This window comes from Corynebacterium glyciniphilum AJ 3170 (assembly GCF_000626675.1).
Taxonomy (GTDB): domain Bacteria; phylum Actinomycetota; class Actinomycetes; order Mycobacteriales; family Mycobacteriaceae; genus Corynebacterium; species Corynebacterium glyciniphilum.
Window position 1 is genome coordinate 3062974 of record NZ_CP006842.1, and the last position, 24399, is coordinate 3087372.

General features: G+C 64.2%; 30 protein-coding genes. 16 read left to right on the top strand and 14 right to left on the bottom strand.

Annotated features, from left to right (window positions below; genetic code table 11):
* Positions 1-78: 78 nt before the first annotated feature.
* A complete protein-coding gene (locus CGLY_RS14330; RefSeq protein ID WP_038550280.1) occupies positions 79-432 on the top strand; it encodes a DUF1801 domain-containing protein in 354 nt (117 codons plus the stop codon).
* Here CGLY_RS14330 and CGLY_RS14335 read toward each other — a convergent pair whose 3' ends face one another.
* The 3 genes from CGLY_RS14335 to CGLY_RS14345 are packed head-to-tail and all read right to left on the bottom strand — an operon-like array spanning position 433 to position 2636.
* Positions 433-1116: an ABC transporter permease gene (locus tag CGLY_RS14335; protein ID WP_052540280.1), complete on the bottom strand. Its 684-nt coding sequence runs from the start codon at positions 1114-1116 to the stop codon at positions 433-435.
* A gap of 3 nt (positions 1117-1119) precedes the next feature.
* On the bottom strand, positions 1120-1929 hold the full coding sequence (locus CGLY_RS14340) for an ABC-2 transporter permease (RefSeq protein ID WP_038550283.1): 810 nt from the start codon (positions 1927-1929) through the stop codon (positions 1120-1122).
* The gene (locus CGLY_RS14345) at positions 1926-2636 is read right to left on the bottom strand and encodes an ABC transporter ATP-binding protein (RefSeq protein WP_038550284.1); all 711 of its coding nucleotides are present in this window, start codon (positions 2634-2636) and stop codon (positions 1926-1928) included. Before CGLY_RS14345 ends, CGLY_RS14340 begins: the two co-directional genes overlap by 4 nt.
* Positions 2637-2771: 135 nt before the next feature.
* On the opposite strand from CGLY_RS14345, the gene CGLY_RS14350 reads away from it, so the two are divergent.
* The 5 genes from CGLY_RS14350 to CGLY_RS14375 all read left to right on the top strand — a co-directional run bounded on the left by CGLY_RS14350 (position 2772) and on the right by CGLY_RS14375 (position 8479).
* The gene (locus CGLY_RS14350; protein WP_038550286.1) at positions 2772-3650 is read left to right on the top strand and encodes a sensor histidine kinase; all 879 of its coding nucleotides are present in this window, start codon (positions 2772-2774) and stop codon (positions 3648-3650) included.
* Entirely contained in the window at positions 3647-4309 is a 663-nt protein-coding gene (locus tag CGLY_RS14355; RefSeq protein WP_038550288.1) for a response regulator, read from the top strand. The genes CGLY_RS14350 and CGLY_RS14355 overlap by 4 nt, the downstream gene beginning before the upstream one ends.
* Positions 4310-4464: 155 nt before the next feature.
* The gene (locus CGLY_RS14360; RefSeq protein ID WP_038550290.1) at positions 4465-6201 is read left to right on the top strand and encodes an AMP-binding protein; all 1737 of its coding nucleotides are present in this window, start codon (positions 4465-4467) and stop codon (positions 6199-6201) included.
* A gap of 419 nt (positions 6202-6620) precedes the next feature.
* Positions 6621-7466: an SAM-dependent methyltransferase gene (locus CGLY_RS14370; protein WP_227590295.1), complete on the top strand. Its 846-nt coding sequence runs from the start codon at positions 6621-6623 to the stop codon at positions 7464-7466.
* A 116-nt stretch (positions 7467-7582) separates the two neighbouring features.
* Entirely contained in the window at positions 7583-8479 is an 897-nt protein-coding gene (locus CGLY_RS14375) for an arginase family protein (RefSeq protein WP_038550293.1), read from the top strand.
* On the opposite strand, the gene CGLY_RS14380 is transcribed toward CGLY_RS14375, so the two are convergent.
* The 3 genes from CGLY_RS14380 to CGLY_RS14385 form a co-directional block, all read right to left on the bottom strand.
* The gene (locus CGLY_RS14380) at positions 8473-8667 is read right to left on the bottom strand and encodes a hypothetical protein (protein ID WP_038550295.1); all 195 of its coding nucleotides are present in this window, start codon (positions 8665-8667) and stop codon (positions 8473-8475) included. The two genes, CGLY_RS14375 and CGLY_RS14380, sit on opposite strands and share 7 nt — an antisense overlap.
* 91 nt (positions 8668-8758) lie before the next feature.
* Positions 8759-8923, bottom strand: a complete 165-nt coding sequence (locus tag CGLY_RS17615; protein WP_158407402.1) for a hypothetical protein — start codon at positions 8921-8923, stop codon at positions 8759-8761.
* A gap of 178 nt (positions 8924-9101) precedes the next feature.
* Positions 9102-10292 (bottom strand): MFS transporter, encoded by a 1191-nt coding sequence (locus CGLY_RS14385; RefSeq protein WP_038550297.1) that lies wholly within the window; start codon positions 10290-10292, stop codon positions 9102-9104.
* Positions 10293-10371: 79 nt separating this feature from the next.
* On the opposite strand from CGLY_RS14385, the gene CGLY_RS14390 reads away from it, so the two are divergent.
* Together CGLY_RS14390 and CGLY_RS18130 are read left to right on the top strand one after the other, a co-directional pair.
* The gene (locus CGLY_RS14390) at positions 10372-11412 is read left to right on the top strand and encodes an FAD-dependent oxidoreductase (protein WP_038550298.1); all 1041 of its coding nucleotides are present in this window, start codon (positions 10372-10374) and stop codon (positions 11410-11412) included.
* Between the two features lie 320 nt (positions 11413-11732).
* A complete protein-coding gene (locus CGLY_RS18130; protein ID WP_081803949.1) occupies positions 11733-11927 on the top strand; it encodes an excalibur calcium-binding domain-containing protein in 195 nt (64 codons plus the stop codon).
* A gap of 203 nt (positions 11928-12130) precedes the next feature.
* Here the strand turns inward: CGLY_RS18130 and CGLY_RS14395 are convergent, their stop codons facing one another.
* On the bottom strand, positions 12131-12502 hold the full coding sequence (locus CGLY_RS14395; protein WP_038550300.1) for a hypothetical protein: 372 nt from the start codon (positions 12500-12502) through the stop codon (positions 12131-12133).
* A gap of 78 nt (positions 12503-12580) precedes the next feature.
* Here CGLY_RS14395 and CGLY_RS17855 point away from each other — a divergent pair, with 78 nt between their 5' ends.
* Complete coding sequence (locus CGLY_RS17855) at positions 12581-13240, top strand: MerR family transcriptional regulator (RefSeq protein WP_081803950.1); 660 nt, start codon at positions 12581-12583, stop codon at positions 13238-13240.
* A gap of 187 nt (positions 13241-13427) precedes the next feature.
* Positions 13428-13631: a thioredoxin domain-containing protein gene (locus CGLY_RS17980; protein WP_265101951.1), complete on the top strand. Its 204-nt coding sequence runs from the start codon at positions 13428-13430 to the stop codon at positions 13629-13631.
* A gap of 517 nt (positions 13632-14148) precedes the next feature.
* On the opposite strand, the gene CGLY_RS17625 is transcribed toward CGLY_RS17980, so the two are convergent.
* The 4 genes from CGLY_RS17625 to CGLY_RS14420 form a co-directional block, all read right to left on the bottom strand.
* Positions 14149-14676, bottom strand: coding sequence for a hypothetical protein (locus CGLY_RS17625; RefSeq protein ID WP_052540282.1), 528 nt, complete (start codon positions 14674-14676; stop codon positions 14149-14151).
* A gap of 235 nt (positions 14677-14911) precedes the next feature.
* Positions 14912-15784, bottom strand: a complete 873-nt coding sequence (locus tag CGLY_RS14410) for a GDSL-type esterase/lipase family protein (RefSeq protein ID WP_052540284.1) — start codon at positions 15782-15784, stop codon at positions 14912-14914.
* A gap of 96 nt (positions 15785-15880) precedes the next feature.
* Complete coding sequence (locus CGLY_RS16890; protein WP_052540286.1) at positions 15881-16612, bottom strand: MerR family transcriptional regulator; 732 nt, start codon at positions 16610-16612, stop codon at positions 15881-15883.
* Positions 16609-17463: a hypothetical protein gene (locus CGLY_RS14420; protein WP_052540288.1), complete on the bottom strand. Its 855-nt coding sequence runs from the start codon at positions 17461-17463 to the stop codon at positions 16609-16611. The genes CGLY_RS16890 and CGLY_RS14420 overlap by 4 nt, the downstream gene beginning before the upstream one ends.
* Before the next feature lie 150 nt (positions 17464-17613).
* On the opposite strand from CGLY_RS14420, the gene CGLY_RS14425 reads away from it, so the two are divergent.
* Entirely contained in the window at positions 17614-17850 is a 237-nt protein-coding gene (locus tag CGLY_RS14425; protein ID WP_038550301.1) for an AbrB/MazE/SpoVT family DNA-binding domain-containing protein, read from the top strand.
* Positions 17834-18250: a type II toxin-antitoxin system VapC family toxin gene (locus CGLY_RS14430; RefSeq protein ID WP_038550303.1), complete on the top strand. Its 417-nt coding sequence runs from the start codon at positions 17834-17836 to the stop codon at positions 18248-18250. Before CGLY_RS14425 ends, CGLY_RS14430 begins: the two co-directional genes overlap by 17 nt.
* A gap of 43 nt (positions 18251-18293) precedes the next feature.
* On the opposite strand, the gene CGLY_RS14435 is transcribed toward CGLY_RS14430, so the two are convergent.
* Positions 18294-19109, bottom strand: coding sequence for a hypothetical protein (locus CGLY_RS14435; protein ID WP_052540290.1), 816 nt, complete (start codon positions 19107-19109; stop codon positions 18294-18296).
* A gap of 296 nt (positions 19110-19405) precedes the next feature.
* On the opposite strand from CGLY_RS14435, the gene CGLY_RS14440 reads away from it, so the two are divergent.
* The 3 genes from CGLY_RS14440 (at position 19406) to CGLY_RS16895 (ending at position 22966) form a co-directional block, all read left to right on the top strand.
* Positions 19406-20458 (top strand): isopenicillin N synthase family dioxygenase, encoded by a 1053-nt coding sequence (locus CGLY_RS14440; protein WP_038550304.1) that lies wholly within the window; start codon positions 19406-19408, stop codon positions 20456-20458.
* Between the two features lie 53 nt (positions 20459-20511).
* Complete coding sequence (locus CGLY_RS14445; RefSeq protein WP_052540292.1) at positions 20512-21960, top strand: nucleobase:cation symporter-2 family protein; 1449 nt, start codon at positions 20512-20514, stop codon at positions 21958-21960.
* A gap of 100 nt (positions 21961-22060) precedes the next feature.
* The gene (locus CGLY_RS16895) at positions 22061-22966 is read left to right on the top strand and encodes a type IV toxin-antitoxin system AbiEi family antitoxin domain-containing protein (protein ID WP_052540293.1); all 906 of its coding nucleotides are present in this window, start codon (positions 22061-22063) and stop codon (positions 22964-22966) included.
* A 118-nt stretch (positions 22967-23084) separates the two neighbouring features.
* Here the strand turns inward: CGLY_RS16895 and CGLY_RS14455 are convergent, their stop codons facing one another.
* Together CGLY_RS14455 and CGLY_RS14460 are read right to left on the bottom strand one after the other, a co-directional pair.
* Complete coding sequence (locus CGLY_RS14455) at positions 23085-23765, bottom strand: response regulator (protein ID WP_038550306.1); 681 nt, start codon at positions 23763-23765, stop codon at positions 23085-23087.
* A complete protein-coding gene (locus CGLY_RS14460) occupies positions 23762-24130 on the bottom strand; it encodes a sensor histidine kinase (RefSeq protein ID WP_038550307.1) in 369 nt (122 codons plus the stop codon). Before CGLY_RS14460 ends, CGLY_RS14455 begins: the two co-directional genes overlap by 4 nt.
* Positions 24131-24252: 122 nt before the next feature.
* Here CGLY_RS14460 and CGLY_RS17865 point away from each other — a divergent pair, with 122 nt between their 5' ends.
* A complete protein-coding gene (locus tag CGLY_RS17865) occupies positions 24253-24396 on the top strand; it encodes a hypothetical protein (protein ID WP_227590297.1) in 144 nt (47 codons plus the stop codon).
* Positions 24397-24399 lie beyond the last annotated feature (3 nt).

The window sequence follows — 24399 nt, forward strand, 5'->3', positions numbered from 1 at the left end:
GTCCGGATGGGGTGTGGCGCACAGAACCGCCGACTTCATGCCGCCGATGCCTGCCATCGGTTGAGGAAAGGACACGACATGTCATCGAAAGACGAGAAGAATCTCTCCCGGGTGCTCGACAAGATCGCCGCAATGGACGAGCCCCGCCGCTCCGTGATGCAGCAGGTGCACGACATCATCATGGCCGCAGCACCCGACCTGAAGCCCAGGATCTGGTACGGGATGCCGGCCTACGCCGCCTCTGCGAGCGCCCCGGCGCTGGTGACGCTGCGCAATGACGAGCGCCTCAACCTCGCGCTCACCGAGAAGGTCGCCCTCCGACCAGCAGGCGGCACGGACGGGACGCTGATGCCGGCCGCCTGGTACTTCGAGAGCATCGACAAGGACGCCGAACAGCGCATCGCTGCCATCGTGCGCTCCGCCGTCGCCTGATCACCCGTCCCGCCGGTGCATCACCACGGCGGCGATCACTCCGGCAACCAGGATCCAGCCGAGCAGGACCAGCGCTCCTGTGACCGGGCCCAGCACCGCATCGGGTTGCGAACGGTACAGCAGACCACCGGCCTCACCGGGCAGCCACCGTGCATGCTCGGTGACCGCGGCGATCATCGGCGGGAACACGACCACCACCCCCAGCAACCCGACCAGCGCCGGGATCATGTACCTGACGGACACCGTGACGAGGTGGGAGAACACCCCGATCAGGACGAGGTAGACTGCGGCGCCGAGCAGGCGGGACGCGTCGTCACCGGAGGAACTGCTGCCGGCACCTCCCGACACCATCGCCATCAGCACACCGCTACCCACCGTCAGGATCACGGCGACCACCACCACGATGCTCGCAGCGAGTGTCTTGCCGAGCAGCAGCCGACCGCGATGAGGTTCCGCTGCCAGAGTGGTCCGGAACTGACTCCCGGCGTACTCGTGCGCGCTCGGCAGGATCCCCAGCAGAATGACGCCGACCTGCATGAAAGGAATGATCTGCAGCACCGGCATGTCCTCGGACGGCCCTCCCAGAGCCGCGGTGAAGACTACGGTGAAGGCTGCTGTCGCCACGATGGTCAGGGCGACCGCGGGAAGGGTGCGCAGTTTCTGAAGTTCCGCTGCAGTGGTCATCGCTCACCCGTCCCGTCGTTCGAAGACAACGCTGGCAATGACAAGCAGCACCAGCGTCCACACCAGCATGACCACCGCGCCGGGGAGAGGATCCAGGCCTCCGTCTGCGCCGTCGATGCCGAAGAGGTTGCGTCCGGCCATGTCCGGTAACCAGTTCGCCACCTCGGTTACCTGGCTCAGCAGGAAGGTCACCGACACCAGAGAACTGTTGGCGATGAACACGACCAGGGGGATCACCCCGCTGCGGGTCAGGACGGTGACGGCGAAGGCGATCAGTCCCATGCACGCCCAGTAGAGCGTCGCGCCGCCGGAGCGAAGCAGAGCGTCGGACAGAGACACACTTTCCTCGGCGACGGACCCTGTCGCCACCCAGGCTGCCCCCACCGACAACGGGATCGTCACCACGGCAGTCGCGATGACGAGAGCCAGGACGCTGAGAATCTTGGCGACCAACAGCGTCACACGGTGCGGCGACGAGAGCAGGGTCGTCGCGATCTGGCGTCCTCCACCGGACTCGGCACGGTCAGCGGTGTACTCGCTGCCGATCACGACGACACCGATGACCAACGCACCGAGGACACCGGTGATCGGCACCGCTGTGAAGCCGGACTCGAACGGCGAGGTAGGCGACGAACCGGAGATCAGGTCCGACTGTCCGGAGTCCACGGCGCCTCGCACGCTGACAGCGTTGAGGACGGCCAGCGCCACCGAGCCCACCACGGTCACCGCCGCTCCGGCCCAGACCGCGGGCAGTGTGGCGGCCTTGTGCAGTTCTGCGCCGACGGTACCGACGATGTTGTTCACTCCGGTCATCGTCCTGCCCCCGTCCCACCGGTCAGGTCGAAGAAGGCGTCCTCCAGCGTGGGGTATCCGCGGGTGACGTCCTCCACCGAGCCGGCGGCGACGATTCGGCCTCCGGTGATGACGACGAGATCATCGGCGATCTCCGCAACTTCGCCCATCAGGTGGCTGGAGAGAAGGACGGTGCCCCCGGCGTCCGCGTGCTCGCGCAGCAACCGGCGCAGCCACCGGATCCCTTCCGGGTCGAGGCCGTTGACCGGTTCGTCGAGGATCAGCACGTCTGGTTTTCCCAGTAGTGCTGTCGCCAGGCCGAGCCGTTGCCCCATTCCCAGGGAGAACCGGCCTACCCGGGTACGTGCGGCGTCGCTCAGGCCGACGGCCTCGAGGACCTCGTCCACCCTGCTGCGCGGTATTCCGTTGCTGCGGGCGACCCAGGCCAGGTGGTTACGGGCCGTGCGGGAACGGTGGGCGCCGGAGCCGTCCAGAAGGGAGCCGACGTGGGTGACGGGACGGTCCAGTGTCGGGTACCGGTGTCCGCCGATGAGTGCGGTACCGGAGGACGCCCGGTCGATGCCCAGCAGAATGCGCAGTGTGGACGACTTCCCCGCACCGTTCGGGCCCAGAAAGCCGGTCACGGTACCGGGCCTGGCATGGAAGGAGACGTCGTCGAGGATGGTCCGGTTCCCTCGCGTCTTCGTGAGATTCTCAATACTGATCATGACGCTCATCCAATCCGGTTCACCCGCCGGTGGTCATCGGTCCGGGGACCGGACTTCGAGCCGGCGTCGTGGACGGTGGTCCCTCGTACCGTGGTCCGATGTGGACGTCGCCTGCGGCAGATAAACTCCGGAGTTATGCACGATGACCGGCCGACCTGGCATTCACGGACCTGGCTCGCCGCGACGGTCGCCATCACCGTGGTGCTGTGCGCGGTGCTGGCGATCGGCGTCGACAGTCCCGTCGCGGCGTGGGCTGCGGTGCTGACGGCAGTCGGGATCAGTATGGCGCTGGCCGTCGGCGCGGCGCTCAAGGCCCGCTCGGAACGACGCCACTACGAGGCTGACCTGGAGCAGTGGGCGGCGGAGAAGGCCACGCAGAATGAACGGCTCCGCATCGCCGGCGACCTGCATGACCTGGTATCCCACGGTCTCGGCCTGATCACCGTCCGCGCTGCGGCAGCATCCGGGGCCTCGGGCCCGCACGGCGATGCGGAACGTCGGGCTGCGCTGGCTGATATCGAGACCGCGGGACGGGAGACGACGACGGAGCTGCGCCGCATGCTCACCGTCCTGCGCTCTCCTGGCGGGGCCGCGCAGGACGCTCCCCTGCGCCCGGCGGAGACGATCGATGATCTTCCGGCGATTGTGTCGTCGGCGGTGAACGCGGGTGTCCCGGCCGAACTACGGGTCGGCGAGCTCGACCACGTCTCCCCCGGTGTCCAGGTCGCGGTGTGTGCAACGGTGCGGGAGGCGCTGGCAAACGTCCTGCGCCATGCCGGACCGGCCCGCGCGCTGGTTGAGGTGGGACGGGACGGCGAAGACCTACTCGTCACCGTCACAGATTCCGGGGCGGTCGCCGGTCACCGTCCGCAGCCTGGGGCAGGGCACGGGCTGTCCGCGTTGCGTCAGCGTGCCGAAGGACTGGGAGGAAGGCTGGCGACGTTCCGGGACGGTGAGGGATTCCGTGGTGGTTTCCGGCTCTGCGTCCGGTTTCCGGACGGTGACCTCCGATGATCCGGGTCCTGGTGGTGGACGATCAACCGTTGCTACGGCACAGCCTGGGGCTCATCATCGACGGTGCGGAAGGGTTGTCGACCGTGGGCGACGCCGGTACCGGCGAGGACGCGGTACGCCAGGCCCGCGCACTCGTGCCCGATGTGATTCTGATGGACATCCGGATGCCCGGTGGGGACGGCCTGGACGCTACGCGGCAGATCACGGCGGATCCGGCGCTCACCGACACGCGGGTGATCGTGCTGAGCATGTTCGACCTGGACGAGTACGTCCATGAGGCCCTGCGCGCGGGCGCCAGCGGCTTTCTTCTCAAGGACGCCCGGCCAGAGCAGTTGGTCGATGCCGTGCGGCGGACCTATGACGGGGAGTCGCTGTTCGCTCCGGCGATCCTGTCCCGGCTGGTAGAGCACTACGTGCACGCACCCAGGACGGCCCCGAGTGACGGGCAGCCTCCGGCTCTGCACCGGGTGACCGCGCGGGAGACCGAGGTGCTCACTCTGGTGGCACGAGGATTGTCGAACACCGAAATCGCAGCGGCGCTGACGATTTCCATGCGCACCGTGAAGACGCACATCGGTAATCTGCTGGCCAAGCTGGATGCCCGGGATCGCGCGCAGCTGGTGATCGCAGCCTACGAGGCGGGGGTCGCGGGCGGGTAGACCCGGCTCTCAGTGGCTCTGCCGACGCCGAATGCCGCGTGAGATAGTGCTCTTCCTCCGGTTCCCCTGACGACAATCAGTGTCAACAGGTACGGTAAACACCGTAAACCCTCTCCTTTTATAAACAAACCGGCCGCAGGCCCCGGAGGAACACCATGAGCGCAGCTCGTCCCGCCGTCACCCTCAACCAACTGCCCGTCCTCGCAAAGGGAACACTCCCGCTGTTCAAGTCCGGGGTTCTCGGCCCCATGTCACCGGCCGCCATGGGCAAGGCCCTCAAGTACATCTACCAGTGGGAGTTCCTGCCCACCGGCCTCCTCGCCCTCGGCGCAGCACGCGACCCCCACCACACGGCCATCGTCGACGACGCCGGTTCCATCACCTACGCGGAGCTGCACAACCAGACCAACCTGCTGGCGAAGGCCCTTCACCGTACCGGAGTGCGAGAGCGCGACCGGATCGGCATCCTCTCCCGGAACCACCGCGGCTTCATCATGGCCCTGTGCGCGCACGGGCGCCTGGGCACCGATGTCGTCCTGCTCAACACCGGGGCGTCAGCACACCAGACACGCGCGGTCATCAAGGAGCAGAAGCTCGACCTGCTCTTCATCGACGAAGAGTTCATTCCCCTGCTGCCCGCGGAGTTCGACGAGTGCCCGGTGATCGTCAACTGGGAGGAGAACCACACCACCGCAGCGCGTGTCCCTGACGACCACCAGTACGACGACGTCGAGTATGCGAACAACGTCGCCGAGGCGACGAACTCCGACGACCATGCGACCAGGAACCCGGACTGGCCGACCCTGACCGAGGTGCTGCGGTCCGCGTCCCACGAGCACAAGATCCCGGCACGCCCACGCCGCGGGCGCACGATCATCCTCACCTCGGGCACGACCGGAACACCGAAAGGCGCACGACGACCAGAACCCCGGACCTACCTGCCGGCGTCGTCGATCATGTCCCGGATCCCGCTGAGGCACCACCGCGGGTACTACATCGCAGCGCCGATGTTCCATACCTGGGGTTTCGCACAGATCCAGCTCGGCCTCGCGTTGCGCAGCACCCTGATACTCCAGCGCCGGTTCTCCCCGACCGCAGCGGTGAAACTGATCGAGGCGAACCGGCCCCATGCGATCGCGATCGTGCCGACGATGTTGCGCCGCCTGCTGACCGCCGTGCCCGATGATTTCGATCCGGGGACCCAGGTCATCACCGCCTGTGGTGAAGCTCTGCCCCCAGCGGTGATTGAGGAAAGCAACGAGAAGTTCGGCGGAATCCTCTACAACCTCTACGGTTCCACCGAGGTCAGCTGGGCATCCATCGCCAGGCCGGAGGAGCTGGCCGAGCACCCGACCACCGCCGGAAAGCCTCCGATGGCCACCGTCCTGAAGATCTTCGACGACGACGGCCAGGAACTGCCGGAGGGAGAGATCGGGCGCATCTTCGTCGGCAACGACATGTTGTTCGAGGGCTACACCCGCCCCGGCGTAGACAAGGAGACTGTTCAGGGACTTGTTGCTACCGGTGACCTGGGCTACTACAAGGACGGTCTGCTCTACATCGCCGGACGTAGCGACGACATGATCGTGTCGGGCGGCGAGAACGTCTTCCCGCAGGAGACCGAGGACATCCTCTCCAGCATGGACGGTGTCGAGGAAGTTCACGTGCACGGCGTTGATGACGATGACTTCGGCCAGTCCCTCTGCGCGTACGTCGTCCTCAAGAGCGGCACGGACGAAGAGGAATTCACGGGACGCGCCAAGGCGGCCGTCAAGGACAAGCTCGCCCGCCACAACGTTCCCCGCAACTACGTCTTCATGGACGAGCTGCCCCGCAACGCCGTCGGCAAGGTCGTCCCCCGCGAGCTGCCGGATCTCGACGGGGAGAAGTAGCAGACAGGCTGACGCTCACATCATCGACCGCCTCGGTCCGTCACTTTATAGACTTCGCCATCCTGGTCATAGGTGGTCCACTGCCCCACTGCAACCCCCCGACGGAAGTAACCTGACCTTTTCACCGTTCCATCGATTCGATACCACTCCCAGTATCCTTCAGGCTCACCGTCGACGATCCTGCCCTTAGACCACCGGGTAGTGCCATTAGCATGGTACTTAATGGTAAAATCGTCGATGATCTCGGACTTCTTGTTCCCGCTAGCCACGATGTGCCACTCTCCCTCGCTGCCCGGAGTTCCATATTTTCCCCAGGAAAGATGACTTATCTTAACGATCTACAAGGATGATACTGCGCTACTGGCTCACTGTATCGGTACTGGTACCACGCCGTAACGGGCCCCAGCACTCCGAAAAATGTGCCGACCCCAGGAATACACCATGACCTGTCCTTCGCGTCCTGCCCTTTCAGCGCGTACACCACCCCAGAGTTCTGGGATGATTCGCACATCTCCCGGCAGATGCTGGTCCAGCACCTCGACCCCGAAGCGCCGATGGCCTCCCGCGCCCACGCCACGATCGACCAGTCAGTCGCCTGGCTCATCCCCACACTCAACATCACTGAGGGATCACGCGTGCTGGACCTCGGATGTGGCCCCGGACTCTACGCCGAACGCCTGGCATGCCGCGGCATCAATGTGCTCGGCATCGACGTCTCCCACCGGGCCCTAGCTCACGCCCACCGCACTGCCGAGCGGGAGAACCTTCCCGTCACCCTGCGCCAGGGAGACTACCTCCGCGCGGAGCTGGGGACAGATCACGATTCGGCGATCCTGATCTACGAGGTCTACTGCGCTCTGAGCCCGGAACAACGAGCCCTCCTGCTGGACCGCGTATATGCAGCACTGCGTCCAGGCGGGAAGTTCCTGTTCGATGTCGCCAGCTCAGCGCGCTTCGACCATGTCACCGAACAGCACCACACGCGGGCCAATCTGATGGACGGGTTCTGGTCTGCCGAACCCTACACCGGCACACACGACACCTGGACCTACCCCGAGATGCGGCTCGTGCTCGACCACCACACCATCCACACCCGCACGCAGGACCGCGAGTTCTGGAACTGGATGCACTGCCTGACTCCCACGCAGGTCACCACCGAGCTGAGCACGGCAGGGTTCTCCACACCCGAGCTCTACGGCGACGTCACCGGCCGCGACTACCTTCCTACGCTGCCCGGCTTCGCCGCGGTGACAGAATGCTCCTAGGACGGCTGTCACCGAGGTTCTGCCAACGCCCCGTGGTGGCACTGTCACTATCCTCGGGAAAAAGTGTCGCCCATTCCCCACATGGGAGCAGCACCACAGCTAAGGAGGCCACCCCGATGAGGACCACAGACAACACCAACCACGCCGCACAGACCCTTCGGCTGGTGTGGCCACAATGGCAGGGCGCAGGACGCGACAATGTATCAGAGCTACTTTCTGAGTTCCCGATCGGCACGGCGCGCCGCGGATATGAGTTCGGGTCCCGGATACTCGACGCAATCCTTCCCCGCCACAACGGACCAACCGAGATCGTCCCCGTCCCGGACCACGAAAGCGCTTCCACCGGGGGCATCGAATCGCGTCCTGAAATTCTGGCGTCCCTTGCCGCCGCGCGGGACGCCATCGCCCGTCATGATGCCGACCGGATCCTCACTCTGGGCGGGGAATGTTCGGTCAGCGTCGCCCCCTTCGCCGCGCTTTCCCAGCGCTACGGTGACGACCTGGCCGTGATCTGGATCGACTCCCACCCTGACACGGACACACCCATGACCGGCTACGACGGCTACCACGCCATGGCTGTCAGCATGCTTCTGGGACACGGTGACCCCGAGGCAACTGACATGTTGCCAACGACGGTGCCGGCGTCCCGCCTCGCACTCGTCGGCCTGCATGACTGGGTCGACGACGCTTACGCCAACGTCGGAGCCTGGCGTCTGCCAGTTTTCGGCCCCGAGGACCTCCGGGCCTCCAGCGCAGGTTTAGTGGACTGGCTGTCGTCAATCGGGGCGACGAAGGTCGCTATTCACCTCGATGTCGACGTCGTGGACAGCAACGAGGTTGCGCTCGGGTTGGGCCAGGTACCCGGCGGACTGACACGTACTGACGTGCGTCGAATTGTCGAGGATCTTTCGCAGGCAGCGGACGTGGTCGGGCTGACGATCGCGGAGTTCATCCCACGCGATGCACTGGCCCTCCACAACCTCGTTGACGGAATGCCGCTGATGGATCACTGATTCACAGGACCCCGGCCGTCCGGTGACGGTGCTCCGGGACGAGTCTGCGACGCGGACTCGCCTGCCAGCCCCTTGAGGATCGTGAGGGCATCCGCCGAGGCCTGGTCCGTCGGCAGGTACGCCTCAATGTGGTGGTCTGGACTGTCCGCCTGCAACCAGATCTGGACGTCCGCCGCTAGGTCCCCCACCTGGGGATGCTACTCCGCGTAGGCCTTGCGCACTGTCTGATCAAGGAACACCAACCGCGGCAACGAGGGGCGCGTTCGTGGATCACTCGTATCAAACGGCGGGTGCGGCGCCAGGAGCGCGTGACCCGTCGGTGTCCACGCCAGGGCGTCGCCAGGGCGTCGCCGCGGCGGCCCGGGAGCATAGCCGGTTGGTCGCCAGCGCGTCCAACGTCGCCAACGCCCGGGGATGAGACTGCTCCGAGGCTGCCCGGCCCATGCGCGGAACCTGAACGGTTCATGCCCCTGCCAGTGGTATGTTCCGCAGTCTCACGATCAAGGAGTCTCTGGCTAACACCGCATCAGAGGGCCACCCTGGAGCGCATGGACAACTAACCCCTCAACCGCACTGATCGTCTGCGTCAACGCATCGCAACAACTGAAGATACGGTAAGCCGTCACGAGCTCCGTCCCGCATCAAACTTCCGTGCGTTGAGCGCCGCCACCCCACCGACCACGGCGATGGCCACAGCGGCGACGACACCTGTCGTCTTCAGATCAACGATCGTGCTGACCACACCCGCGGCGATCGCCGGAAGGGATATAGACAGGTAGGCCACGACGAAATACGACGTCGTTGCCTGCGTGCGCTGCTGTGCGTCGGTGTTCCCCAGTACCGCTCGCATACCCGTCATGAACAACACACCCTGCCCCGTGCCGGCAAGGAGAGCGGACGCGATAAACGCACCCGGAGACCCTGCCCACAAGGCCAGAACCAGCACACCCATACCGGCAACCAGCGCGACCGCACCCACAACAATCAGCGTCCGGTCCGGCAGTGGTCGCAGAAGGATCTGAGCAACCGCCGAGGCGATGAACACCAGTGACACGGTAATCCCAATTGTCGCCGCCGATCCGATTCCCAACACCGACGTGAGGAATCCCGGCGCGACGGACGAATAGATCCCGCACATCGCGAAGCCTGCCACCGCTCCCACCGAGGCGGCAACAAACAACGAACGTGCACCGTCCGGAACACGTGGAATCTGCAGGATCCGCCGGGACGAATCCCTCTCAACGGTTTCCCGGACCACGAACATCGCCGCCCCTGCCAGCAGAAGAAGGACGGCGTGGACGACGAAAGGCATCCGCAGCGGCCACTGTGACAACTCCGCGACGACACCTGCCATCAGTATCCCCAGGCCGAGACCACCGATGTTCGCTGCTGTCGCCAGTGCTGAGGCGAGGTTCTTTCGTGACGACGGCGCGTTCTCGATCACCGCAGCCGTCCCCGTCGCCGTGAAAATGCCGGCAGACAGGCCCGACAAGACACGGCCGACGTAAAGCATCCACAACTGCCCGGCGCACAGGAAGACGATCGCCGACGCCAGCGCCAGAACCACCCCGACCCCGAGGACGGGACGTCGTCCGAGGCGCGCCGACGCCTGCCCGAATGCCACCAGAGCAACGATCACGCCTGCGGCATAGACGGCGAAGAGCGTCGTCGTCGTGAGACTGGCGAAGCTGTAGGTCTGCTCATACTCGGGGTAGAGCGGGGTCGGCATCGTGGTGCCAGCCATCACGACGGCGAAGACGTAGGATGCGGCGGCGAGAGAGAAACCACTCGGCCTGCGGCGAGAAGACTGCATCAATCCATTATGTGACGCCGTTGCCGGGCCGTCCACCGGCGACAGCGCAGAGGACAGCAAGTAAGGAGTCTGGGTCCCCGTGCACGTCCACAACAGCCCACACCACCACGAGGCGGTGGTTATCGGAGCTGGCCAGGCAGGCCTGGCCACCGCCTTCTACCTGCTCCGGGCCGGTGTCGACACCCTCGTCCTCGACGACCAACCAGCCCCTGGCGGAGCATGGCGGCATGTATGGCCGTCACTGCACCTTTTCTCCACCGCGGGGTTCTCGAACCTCCCCGGGACGCCGATGCCCTCCTATGACGGTTACCCGCCGGCATCGCACGTCGTGGACTACCTCACCGCCTATGAACGCCACTACCGGATCCCGGTCCAACGGCCGGTACGGGTCACCCGCGTCGAACACCAGGACGGAACCTTCCGCATCGACGCCGAGTCACTGTCCAGGCCGGGGGCAGGCACGGGGTCCTGGACGGCGACAACGGTGGTCGCCACGACCGGTACATGGTCGGCCCCGTTCGTCCCCTCCTATCCAGGCAAGTACACCGGCACTCAGTGGCACTCAGCGAACTACCCCGGCCCCGAGCCATTCCGAGGCAGCACGGTCGCGGTGGTGGGTGCGGCCAACTCCGGGGCGCAGATCGCCGCCGAGCTGACCGAGGACCCGGACGTCGGTGAAGTGAACTGGTACACCAGGCATCCGCCCCGGTGGATGCCCGACGACGTCGACGGCCGAACGCTATTTCGCCGCAACCGCGAACGCGCCGCTGCCATCACACGGGGAGAAAGTGACCCTGGTGCAGACTCCGCCTTGGGCGACATCGTCGTCCTGCCGCAGGTGCGTGTTGCCCGGGACACCGGAGACCTGGAGGCCACCCCGATGTTCTCCTCCCTGAATGGGGTAGAGGCCGATCAGCTGATCTGGTGCACCGGGTTCCGCCCGGCATTGGGACCGGTACGACATCTCGTCGCCGATGGCTCACCGCAGGTACCCGGGTTGCTCCTGGTCGGATATGGCGACTGGACCGGACCCGGCTCAGCGACGATCACCGGTGTCGGCCCGTTCGCCAAAGCAGCCGCCCGGCATGCTGCGGAGCGGATAGGGAAAACCGTCAGGTAGTCATCGAGCGCGTAGTGGGGTCGTGCCCGTCTGTGAACGCCTGGGTGAGGCCACATCATCAGGTTCGAGGGGATATTCGTCCATGACCGGCCCTACTGCCGGACCACGCCCGGCCAGCGTGGCCTGACTGCCCGCTCCATCAAGCTCACCCTCGCCACAACCTCCGTGGGCATCGGTTGTATTGCGCTTCTCAGCTCCATCTTCACACTGAACTTTCCCGGAGTGCTGTTTTTCGCTGCCGCAAGGCTAAAGCAGGGCGCCGATAACACGCCGCTACGGTGCTATCAGCACCGTCGCCGTCGTTGGAATCATTGGCGTAGATGTCCTCCTCACCGCGAGTCGACGCCGAAGCGCACCTGCACCCCCGCATCAGGTCCTGCTCCGAGCCGGAGAGCGTGTACTACGCGAACTGCACGGCCGCATGCGCCGCTGGCGCCGCGCCTGTTCTCGGGGGCCAGCAGGGGTACGGGTCCCACCTTGACCGCGACTGCGACGGTATCGGCTGTGAGAACTGACGCGACCAGACCTGAGGTGATGCCCGTTACCTTGATCTTTCCCCTCGTAAACTCGCGGGCAGGTCGCTGGCGTCAATGGGGATGTTTCGGGCTGTTGTTCCATCCGATCGTCCGGGGTTATAGACCAGGGGCTATGGGTTGGCGTATTGACACCAGCCTCTGTCCTGCATGAGCAACCTCAAGACGACGGAGGAACACGCCACTCAGTACTGCAGCGCAGCTGCGACAAGACTCACGCTGACACAGGCGAACGATGCGACGCTGATCACCCGGTAGGTCCAGGTCTTCTCCACAGCCGCCCTGAACGCCAGGGGGAAGAACAGTGCAGGATTCACGATCGTTCCGATAATAAGCACCACGCCCACCCAGGTCGACAGAGCTGGCACCGCAAGCCCCACGGCGATGAGTATCACGCCCATGATGATGTAGTCGATGTGTGCCTGAAGGATCCGGCGAGGATGGCGGATGCCGAGCTCCTTCAACACGTCGGGCATCACGTGCTGTGCACTCACCGCCCAGCCGAGGAGCGCCCCTGCGGCCAACTCAATCAACCCGACAAAGACGAGATCGACCATCGTGATGACATCTCACATTCTGCGGCGGTGGGCCGCTCGACTTCTGTTGCTCTTCCGGACGAAAAGCTACCCGAGAGCATGTACCCCGTGCCGTGGTTCAGGGTTATCCACCGGCGGACGACACAACCACGAGTCTGGTACCTCGATCTCAAGGGCGACTTGACCTTGCCCCCGAGGTCAAGGTTTATCCTCATTATCTGGGGGCTCTCAACGCGCAACGAAGAACTGGCTCGGCGAGCACGTGCGTCGGTCAAGGCCATCCGTTACCACGAACGGCTCGGTTTGATCGTCCCAGTCCGGGAAACCAACGGATACCGGTCGTTCGATGATCTTCACCTCCGAACCGTCGCCGAGATCCGGGAGTTGAGCAGGATCGGCATTGCGCCAAATAGGGCCGGACCGTTCGTGGAATGTCTGGAGCTCGGCCATGATCACAGCGACGACTGTGTGAGCTCGCTGGCGGTATACCGCGACACCCTTCCCGATCTCGATGAGATGATCACAGCTCTCGCGTCTCGTCGGGAAGGACTGCAACAACGCCTCGACCACCGTGCAGGACATACTTTCACCGTGGAGGACACAATGACCGCCTTCACGACACTGCCGGCAGACCCGTCGGTCCCGGAGTGTGATGGCCGCTCTGATCACCTGCCGGGATCGCCATGCCGCACCTGGAGCTACCAACCAGCGACGGCGACATCGTGGACATGGCGACCCTGGGCGCGGGCCGCACGGTGATCTGCTGTTACCCACTGTTCGGACGCCCGGGTCTGGATCTCCCACAAGGTTGGGACGAGATCCCCGGTGCCCGGGGGTGCTCGACCAAGGCCTGCACCTTCCGCAACCATCTCCGGGACTCCAGGACGCCGGTGCAGAGCGAGTCTATGGCCTGTCGAGCCAGTCCCCTGACTATCAGGCAGATCTGGTGGCTCGACTACACCTCCCATTCGCGATGATCTCCGACGAAGCTCTCTCCCTGGCCAATGCACTCACCATGCCGACCTCCAGTGCGCCGGGACACGAACACCTGTACACGAGACTGACCCTGGTTCTCCGCGAATCCACGATCGAGCATGTCTTCTACTCGGCCTTCCCGCCGAACGAGCATGCACAGCAGGTACTCAACTGACTCACCAGAATCCTGCCTGATACTGACACACGTCCCTCCTCCCCTCCTCGGAAAGTGGAGCTGAACCGCGCCCGGTACTCTGCCGGAGGTGGTGTTCAGGTGTCGGCGAAAGCCCCAGCGAAGACTCTCAATACTGCAGAGCCGGAGTGACAGGTTGTAGCAGTGTCGCGATTACTCCGAACAGGTAGCCCAGGTGCCGCGTACTGACTGCGCATCGCGCAGTATGGGATGCTGTGCAGTCGATGTATTCGGGACGCGAGCAGGCCACAACTAGCCGTCAGGTTTGTCGCAGGGACTACGCGCGTCGCATGTCGTCAAGCCCTGAATCGGATCCCTCAAGCAGAACCGAGGCTGAGCGACGTGGTTCGCCAAGCTGGCTGAACTGTTCTACGTATCAGCGTGGGTCGGGTGCATCCGACAATAGTTGAAACGACTTTCATATCAGGGTCTCGCCGGAACCCCTGCCAGTCTCTTGCAAGGAAACGGCGACGGGGGTTCTGGATGAAGTTGCGTGTGCCTACTCGCGCCAGCGGGACCGTTCACCATCGGGGTCTTTCGTGCACGTGACAGTCAGCCCGGTGACGGTCTGGCCGGTCATCCCGGTTTCAGCGCCCTTGCAGAACGCGCCGGGCGTAACGGTGCGGCCAGTGACTGCGCCGGGGCTTTCGGGAACGGGTGCGGGTGTGTATTCCGGCTCGGGGGCCGGTGCGGGCGGCGGAGTGTATTCCGGCTCCGGCTCCGGAGTGTAGGCGGGCGCGGGGGCCGGCACATCGCCTTGAGGTCGGTCTATGTCGACGTCGACGTCCACACCGCCGTCAGGGTCTACACCACTGGCCGGCTCGGGCTCGGCCTCACTGGTGGCGGGGGCGGAGCTGGTACTTGTGGCGGTGGTGCTCGTCGCACTGGTAGTACTCGTGCGCGACGTGGTTGAGCTGGTCGCGCTGGTGGTAGCATCCTCAGCTTCGGTTTCACCGCCGCAGGCAGTGACGAGTCCGAGGGTGAGTGCTGCAGTGGCTACCGCGGCGGCAAGCTTGCGGGTGATCATGGGCTTCTCCTCTTGATGCTTCACGTCCGTCATCGGCGTGACTGAGGAAAATCTAACGGACAACCAATTCATCAGAGAAATTAATATCTGCCCCCGGGGGGTAATTGGCAGCCAAGTGATCCTCGGACTCCTGCACGAGGTCGAGTCCAGGCGCGTTTTCGGTTCTGGCGTCAGAGACGAAGGAGCCAGCCCTTGCTGGCACGAGAAGCACAGTGCTTTGTTCCCCGACAGAGAATCACACCGCCGCCCCCAACTGTGCCGCGATGAACCGCTGCCCTGCCTGCGAGGGATGGATGATCATCTTGTAGTCCGGCGTGGTCGTATCGATGAGGCCTGCGATGTACCGCTCGGCGTCCGGGGCACAGGTGTCATGGCCCTGGCTGGCGGACTTCAGATCGACGAACTGCGCGCCGATTTCCGTAGCCGACTGACGCTGCATCGCCTGAACAGCATTCTCGGCCTTCGCCAGGTACGGCACCGACAGGCCCTGAGGGTGGTCAGGCACCACATTCACGATGCAGTAGGTGTCGCCGTGGCCGATCTGCGGCATCCCGCTGACGACGAGTGACGCCTCCGGCGCGACGGCACGGACGCGCCGCGCCGCCTCGCGCATGTCGGCGGCGTAGGCGTCCTGCACGGCATCGAAATCAGTGACGTCCATGCCGTCCTTCTGACCCCACGGACCGAAGTTGTTCAGGCCCACCGGGAAGATCACCGAGTCGGTGTCTGCGGTCAGGTCCCCGGCGGCGATGCTGGCGTCGATACGGTCCAACATCGTACGAGACGTCTGCGCGGTGCAGGACCAGTCGCGGACGTCCATCCCCTCGTCCTGCAGCAGCCGCGGCCAGTTGTCGGGTGCCTGCAGGCATTCCTTGCCCGACTCCAGCTGCCCGGTGCGCGGGTAGTCGGTGAGAAACGGCTTGAGCTGTTCATACTGATTCGCCATGCCGACGAGCTGACTCGGGTTGGCTGTGTAGGAGTCACCGTAGGTCACCACCTTCGTGGAGGCAGGCAACGCCACGCCCGCAGTGGCGGTGGCGGAACCGACCGTCGCCGACAACAGCAGACAGGTGGCGAGAACGCGGGTGGCACGGGTGAATCGGCGCATCGAGGGGTGTCCTTCCAGATGAAACTCGGTCACGGGCGCGACCGACCACACAGAACTGTAACCTGTGCATCGCCGGACCACAGGCTGACCGGAGTGTTACGCACCCATTTTCATCATGAACCGACGCCACACCAGCTGTTGCGCGGGGCTGAGCGCATCCGCCTGCATCTCCTGGATCAACGCTGCGACCGGCCGTTCGTCCTCGGCGGGATCAACCCCAGCGGCCGCGAGGACGCTGTGCCCAAGCCGGAGCATCTGTCCGGCCAACTGGTCCGCCGCGGCGTCATCTACGTGGGTCCGGTCCGCAAGCTCCTCGAACTCGGTGGCCACGGCGGTGACCTGGGCCGCCACGTCACCGTCCTGCAGAACCTCAAGCATGGCGGCAGCACTGTCGGGATCGATGTCACCGGTCGCGGTCACGAGCATCCACACATCCTGGTCGAACTGTTCAGTGGTTGTGGGGTGGCCTCCCGACACTGTCCGGACGTTCCGAACAGACTGTTGTCGCACCTCTGCGAGCGCCCTTCGCTGCTCCTCAATGCGCGCGGCCTGTGCTGCGAGATCGCGGTCGAGGTCGTCCAGGAGCTCATCCTGGCTCCGGACGTCCTGATCGAGCATCTCTCGGATCCTGCGCAGCGGCATGCCGCTCGCAGCGAGCTGGCGGATCCGCAGGACACGCACAAGATCGCGGGCACTGTAGCGCCGGTAGCCGTTCGGGTCGCGCGGGACGTCCGGCAGCAGTCCGATCGAGTGATAGTGCCGCAGGGCCCGGGGTGTCGTCCCGGCGATGTCAGCAACCTCCCGACTCCGAAGTACCGGGTCGTTCACGCCGTCGCTCCGTCCGTCACCGGTGCGACCGCCTGAAGAAATGCATCGGGATCATCCACATAGAGCTGTACTTCAGTGACGTGGGCATCACCAGGGCGATCTTTCTTCGGCACTGGCGCATCCGTCGGTACCGGGTCTACGAAACGCAGCGCCACGTTTGTGCTCTGGAACTGTGTGAGAATCAATCGGTCACCGTCGACATGGGGCTGGGTATGGGCGTGGTTCGTGCGGCGTGCCACCGAGGATACGTTGGCGAGCGACGTGGTGAGCACCGTCGCGTGTCCCCACCGCAGGTGAAGGCTGTCGGCCGTCACGATATGGGGATGCACCACCCGGGAGGCGAAGAATCCTGCGACAAAGAGGACGCCCCAGATACTGAGGATCAGCAGGACGATCCGCAGCCACGGCCACGGGACAAGGATGTGGACGACGACCAACTCCACCAGGCTCACGACGCCGATCGCGATCGGAATGCCCATCGTCCCCTTGGTATAGCCGAAGGGCGTCGCGCCTGCCGGCACCCGTGGTTTCCCTGCCACTGCCAGGACCAGGCTGTGGTAGTACCGGAGTTCCGACACGGCAGGACGGAGCAGCGGCTCCTCCGCGAGGCCGCGGTCGAGGATGCTGTGGTCGTCGTCGGCAGGAGTGCGGGCGACACGGCGAAGCCGGAGCAGGGTCAACACCACAAACACCACGAGCAGCGGCACCTCAACGGCGAGGAACAGTCGCAGCGCCGTGTACCTGTCAATTGTTCTGGTCAGGTTGAGCACCAACACGGCGACAAGGACCACAACCGTGATCGCCGCGTGCGCCCGATGCGCTGTTCTCGTCCACCGACGTTGCTGAGCCATAGCCTCAGTCTCAACTATGACGCTGCGTCGCAGTCAAGGGGCGGCATCGGCTGGCACATCTCACCTCGGCTACGACATGGTCGTCCCCTGTACACGCGCTCCTCTACGACGTATCATGTAACTCACGTAATACGTATGAGGAGGTGTCACATGCGACTCAACAGCAAAGGCCAGGTAACCATCCCAGCTGCGCTCCGCCACGAGTTCGGTTTTACCGAGGGGGACGACGTAGAAGTGATCGCCGACGGCGACACACTTCGTATCGTTCATGCCGCGCCGACTTCTTCCCGCGGGGAACGAATCGTGAGCCGCATGCGGGGCAAGGCAACCACGTCACACACAACCGACGAACTCATGAAACTCCTCCGTGATGAGCGTGACGACTGAGATCACCCTCGTCGACTCCAACGTTCTGTTGGACATCTTCACGGATGACGACACGTGGGCGGAATGGTCTACAACCAACCTGTCGCGAGCATTTGATACCGGGAAGGTTGTGATCAATCCGATCATCTACTCAGAGGTATCAGTCGGGTTCAAGACCGTCGAAGAGCTGGATCATCTGCTGCCGACTGATCATTTTCACCGCGAGCCTCTCCCCTGGGAAGCAGGATTTCTTGCTGGGAAGGCTTTTCTGGACTACCGGCGACGGGGAGGAAAACGAAGGTCCCCGCTTCCGGACTTCTACATCGGCGCGCATGCGGCCGTGTCCGGATACCGACTCTTGACCCGTGACAAGGGCAGATACACCACCTCATTCCCTTCCCTGACGCTGATTATTCCGTAGGGACCCCCACTTACCTGACATTGATATCCACGGCTGGGCAGCGTCAGTCGCGCTTCCCCGTCTCACTGAGCACCGCATGGGTGTGGCGGATCATCATGTGCGCCAGCTTTCGATTCGCCCGTGCGCCCAGCACCGCACCAATACCCAGTGGCAGCATCTTCGCGAAGGCCGCCCCCGCCATGCGCCGACGCAACTGTCGGAAGGCGATACGCCCCAACCGTGAGTTGATGTTCCTCTTCTCTGCATCGCTTGCGTCGCCCAGCTTCCGGAGGCCACCGATCCCCTTCGCGCCCGAAGCGGCCGAGACCGCCTCGTTACCGGCAGCACCGGCGATGCTGAACAGGATCAGCCGGCGACGTGCCTCCCGGTGGCTGATGTCGATGCCCCGCAGACGCGCACTGGACAACGTGTAGAGAGCGAAGACCTCGACAACACCGAGTGCCTCCCCGCCGGCCGCGCCCATGCTGAGCAGCGTCCCGATTCCGGGGAAGAACGCCAGCGCACCTGTCCCTGCCCCCGTACCGGTCGCCAGAGTGCGGAAATGCCTGTCAATGACCTTCTGCTGCCGTGCGACAGACTTGCGGCCGTGCCTGCGCTGGATGTGGTTGACGTACTTCTCGATCGCCGGTGCCTGAACCTCGGAGGCCTTGTCGACCGCCTTGAAGAACTGGCGGGCGAGCTTTCCGTCCGGCTCATCCAGGTCCGCGATGCCCTTGAGCGCTTCTTTGGACTCGGGGGACAGCTCGTCGTCGCCGACGTCGGCTGATCCTGCAGACTCTGCAGACTCCACGTCCGACGCAGGTATCGAGGTGGACGCGTCAGCGTTGCGACGACGGGAGAAAGGCTTCGGGAGCTTCACGTGTGTCCTCCGGTGTGAGGGGCGATGTGCCTCGTTGATGTCGCGTCGAGTCTAGCCTTTTCCGCCCCCGGGCCGTCTCCGGACCGTTTCCTGACCGACCCGCAACACAGACGTCACAGAAGTGGCACAACCTTGAAACGACCGCTTCGTAGATTGAGTCCTGTCCGGGAAAGAGAGCACGAATCCCGGCTCGCAACTACGAGACCATCAGCGGCTCAGCCGGGTCTGCATCGCACGGCGTCGGGATGACGGAGCGTACGACCGTAGGGGAAACCGCGTGACGTGAAAGGACCATCATGGTTCAGACCACCACGCCCAGCAGCACCGACAACTACAGCAACGCCGAACTCGACCTCGAGTCGAGGATGGGCGGCGTCGGTACAGAGACCACCGACCGGGCCGTCCCGGTCATCGACGTGAACAACTGGGACCTCACCGACCAGGAGTGGGACGCCAAGGCCGAGGAACTCTGGCAGGCCGCCACCACCATCGGGTTCTTCCAGCTGAAGAACTTCGGCATCAGCAAGGCTGAGATCGAAGCGGCCTTCGCAGAGTCCCGGCGCCTGTTCGCCCTGCCGAAGGAGACGTTGGAGACTGTCGCCAAGCCGAAAGGCAAGAACGTCGGCTTCGAGCACAAGTCCCAGATCCGGCCGTCCACCGGGACGCCGGATGAGAAAGAGAGCTACCAGCTCACCCGTCCGCTGATGGACGGCCTGTGGCTCGACGAGGAGACACTGCCGGGCTTCCGTGACAACGCCCTGTCCTTCGAGAGCAGGTGCCATGACGTGGCCATGCGCATCCTGGAGTTCTTCGCCGTGAAGCTCGGTTTCGAGCGGGACTACTTCACCAAGGTGCACAACCCCGCCTCTGACCTGCACCAGTGCACCCTGCGCATGATCCACTACATGGCCGTGGATGCGGCGGACAACGTCCCCAACGAGGACGGCGCACCCATCTGGCGGGCCGGCGCCCACACCGACTTCAATTGTCTGACCCTGCTGTTCCAGACCGACGGCGAGTCCGGCCTGCAGGTCATGCCCGGTGCGGACGCCACGCAGGACGTCCAGAGCTGGACGCCCGTGCCCGCCTTCACCGACATCCTCACCTGCAATATCGGCGACATGCTCATGCGGTGGAGCGACGACCGGCTGAAGTCCAACTTCCACCGGGTCAAGGCCGCCGACATCGGGGTGGACATTCCGGAGCGCTACTCCATGCCCTACTTCGCCCAGGCGGACCGGGACGCCGTGATCGAGGGCCCGGACCGGAAGTACGAGCCGATGACCGCCGGGGAGTACCTCGACATGCGGATCACGGCGAACTTTAGCAAGGCCGAGTCCGCCAGGTAGTCCCTCCCTCCCCCACCGCTCAAGCACCGTCTCGCTCAGGAGCATCCTCACCCATGACCGCCACTCTCGATCGCGCCAGCCAGCACCGGTCCCCCGCCTCCGCCGCCACGGAGCCGAACCCCGACGTTGGGTTCTCCACCGACGGATCCGCGGTGGACACCAACTTCGGTTGGCGCCACAATCTCACCTACGGCATCCAGCACGTCCTGATCATGTACGTGGGGTGCGTGTCCGTCCCGCTTGCGCTCGGGGCGGCACTCGGACTCGACCGGGAGACCGTCGCGATGCTGGTCAACGCTGACCTCCTCGTCGCCGGCGTGATCACCATCATCCAGTCGCTCGGGGCGGGACGGATAGCCGGCGGACGCATGCCGATCATCGGTGGCGCGGCGTTCGTCCAGGTGGCGTCCATGATTTCCATCGGGCAGACGTACGGGCTGCCCGCGATCTGGGGGTGCATGCTCGCCGGTGGCGTGGTGGGACTGCTCCTCGCATGGCCGTTCAGCAAACTGTTGAAGTACTTCCCTCCCCTGGTCACCGGTACCGTGCTGCTGGTACTCGGGGTATCGCTGATCGGTGTATCCGCCGGCCTTGTCGTCGGGCAACCGATGGTCGGTGGCCAGGAGAACCCGGACTATGCCAATCCGCTGTCGATCGGCATCGCCGCGCTCGTGGTTGTCGTGGCTGTCGCCCTGTCCTGCCTTGCGCGCGGTGTGGTGGCGAAGGCGTCACTGATCATCGCGACGATCATCGGCGTGCTGGTCTGCTGGCCCGCCGGCCTGCTGGACTTCTCCGGTGTCGGTGACGAGCCGGTGTTCGCTTTGGTCAAACCCTTCCACTTCGGAGCGCCGGAGTTCCCGCTGGTCGGCGTGCTGTCGATGTCGGTGGTGATGATGTTCCTCTTCGCGGAGACGATCGCCAGCGTGAGTGCGCTGTCGGAGATCACCGGGAAGAAGATGAGCCGGTCGGACGTGGCCCGCTCGTTGGTCGGGGACGCCGCGTCCGGCGTGCTCGGCGGGATCTTCAACGGATTCTTCGACACCGTCTTCAACCAGAACGTCGGCGCGGTGCGTACCACCCGGGTGCACTCCCGCTATGTCACCGCCACGGCCGGGGCGATCCTGCTGCTTCTGGGACTCACGCCGGCCACGGGTGCGGTGATCGCAGCGCTGCCGGACCCGGTGATCGGCGGGATCTCGCTGATCCTGTTCACCTCCATCGCCGCGGTGGGTGTGAACACCCTGCGGAAGGTGGATCTCACCGACACGGTCAACTCGACGATTGTGGCGATAGCGGTCGCACTCGGACTGTTGTCGAAGTTCTCCACCGGCATCTGGTCGAACTTCCCGGGCTGGGCGCAGACGCTCCTGTCGGACGGTGTGGTCCTGGCCGCGTTGGCGGCCTTCGGACTCAACCTGTTGTTCAACCACACCTCCATCGCAGACCGCGCCCGGGCGGCGCGCAATGAACGGCGGCCCGAGCCGGAGTCGGTGTTTGTGTAGGAGGGGCAGCTAACCGAACCTGTCTACATGAAACCGCAAGCACAGCGAGAAACTACAGATGGAACTTCATTAGTATCACCCAGATGATACAATCGCAGTCATGGGCGTGATCGATGTTGCAACTCAAGTGTCGGGACTGGCAGCCCGCCAGTGGGGCCTGCTCACAACTGCCCAGGCCCAGGCTGAAGGCATCACCCGCCTGCAGCTCGCACGCCTCGCCGATGCGGGTTTGATTGAACGGCTCGGTCGTGGAATCTACGCGATCCCTGCCGCAGTAGACGAGCACACTCCACTGCGCGCCGCGTGGCTGTCACTCAAGCCTGCGGAGCTGGCTGAGGTCCGGCTTGCCGATCCCGTCTCGTCGGGGGTAATTTCACACACCTCAGCAGCGAACCTTCACGACCTCGGAGACCTTCTAGACGATGAACCGGAGATCACGGTGTCGGGCAGGAAGCAGAGTCGTCGAGGAATTCGCCTGCACCGCAGCGCACTCAACACTAACGAGGTAACGATCGTGGAGGGCCTGCCGGCAACAAGTCCCACACGCACGGTTGCGGACCTTCTCCGTGATGGACATGATCCCTCCCACGTTGCGGAGATCATCGGCGATGTGCTTCAACGGGATCTCGCTTCTCGGCACGACATGGCGGTGGCGCTGGAACCTCTTGCACGTAGAAACGGGCAACCGAGCGGCGGTGCGCTGCTGGAGTACCTTCTCGATCTGGTCGGTCTGAGTAGTACGGCGCTGGCATCGGATCTCGCCGCAAGTGACCTGGGGAAAGCGCTCATCGACGCGGGGAAGCTCAGCATAATCAGCAACATCACCGAAGCCTTCTCCGAAACCGGCCTCCCGAACCTCGACATGTCCGCAATCATCAAAGCGGCAAACCTCTCGGCCCCCATCGATACCGAAGCGCTGCACAAGGCGCTGAGCGCGAACCCTTCCAACTGGCCGTCCACCGCCATCCGATCCGGGCCAACGGAGATGAGACATCAGCATGACTGACGAACTCCCTTACCAAGATGGCAACGCACTCTGGGCGGCAGTCACGGCACGCCAGTTCACCGGCGCCGAAACCGCGGCGTCAATGGAGCGAACAGGGTGACGGAACACCCTTCCATAGTCAATCGACGTCCCGGGCTTTGACCAGCCCTGTCTCGTAGGCGAAGACGATAGCCTGCGCCCGGTCACGGAGATCAAGCTTCATGAAAATGCGACCGACATGGGTCTTCACGGTCTCCTCGGCGACGAACATCTGCGTCGCGATCTCTGCGTTGGACAATCCGTGTGCAATGAGGGTGAGGACCTCGGTCTCACGTACGGTCAGCGCCTCGATCCGTTCCACTGACGGAGCCCTCGGGCATCCCAGACGCGCGAAGTCCGCGATCAAACGCCGAGTGATTGACGGAGCAATGATTGCATCACCGCTAGCCACCGTCCGGACAGCATCGGCAAGCTCACTGGCGGACGCTTCCTTCAGAAGAAACCCCGCAGCACCCGCCCGTAGGGATTCATAGACGTACTCGTCAATGTCGAACGTGGTGATGATCAGAACGTGGATAGCGGTCTCACCGCTTGCCTGGCGCGCGCGGGTAATGACACGGGTCGCCTCCACCCCATCCATCTCCGGCATGCGAATGTCCATCACCACCACGTCCGGTTCCAATTGTTCGGCCAGGTCCACGGCGGAGGCACCGTCGCCAGCATCTCCGACGACCTCAATATCTGGCCGGGACGACAGGAACGTGACAAACCCGTCGCGGACCATCTGTTGGTCGTCGGCCACGATGACCCGGATAGTCACTGGACCTCCACAGGTAGTTCCGCGTGCACCCGGTAGCCGGTCAGCGCGTGCCCGACTTCGAGGGTCCCTGCAACGCTGTTGACGCGTTCCAGCATGCCCTGCTGGCCATATCCGGCTTCCTGCCCCGACATGGATGGAGTCCGTGTCGGTTCACCGTTGGTGATGTCGACGACAACCGTGTCTCCGCCATGTCCAGCGTGCGCGGACCGCCTGATACGCACCGTCGTCGGTGCGCCTGGAGCATGGCGACGCACATTGCTCAAGGATTCCTTGACCACACTATGGATCACCGAGGCGACACGACCTGGCACTTCGCCCCCGGTGAGGTCGACGTTGAGTTCAACAGGATGCCCCGATTCTTCCAATGACCGAACGAGTCCTGAAAGTCCAGAGAGATCCCTGATCGCTGGCGCAAATGGTGTCTCCTGATCATCACGGAGTCGGCCCAACGGTTACGTCCTTTAGCGTGGTGTATCTGTAACTGCCGGTGACCACCCCGTCAACGACGACGGCGACCACCGCAGGTACCTTTCGAGTCAACTCCTACATCTCCTCGAAAGGGCACTCCACGATGGCCACCAGCCCCCATCATATCGACCCGTCCACCTACCTCGACGAACTGCTCACCTAAGCC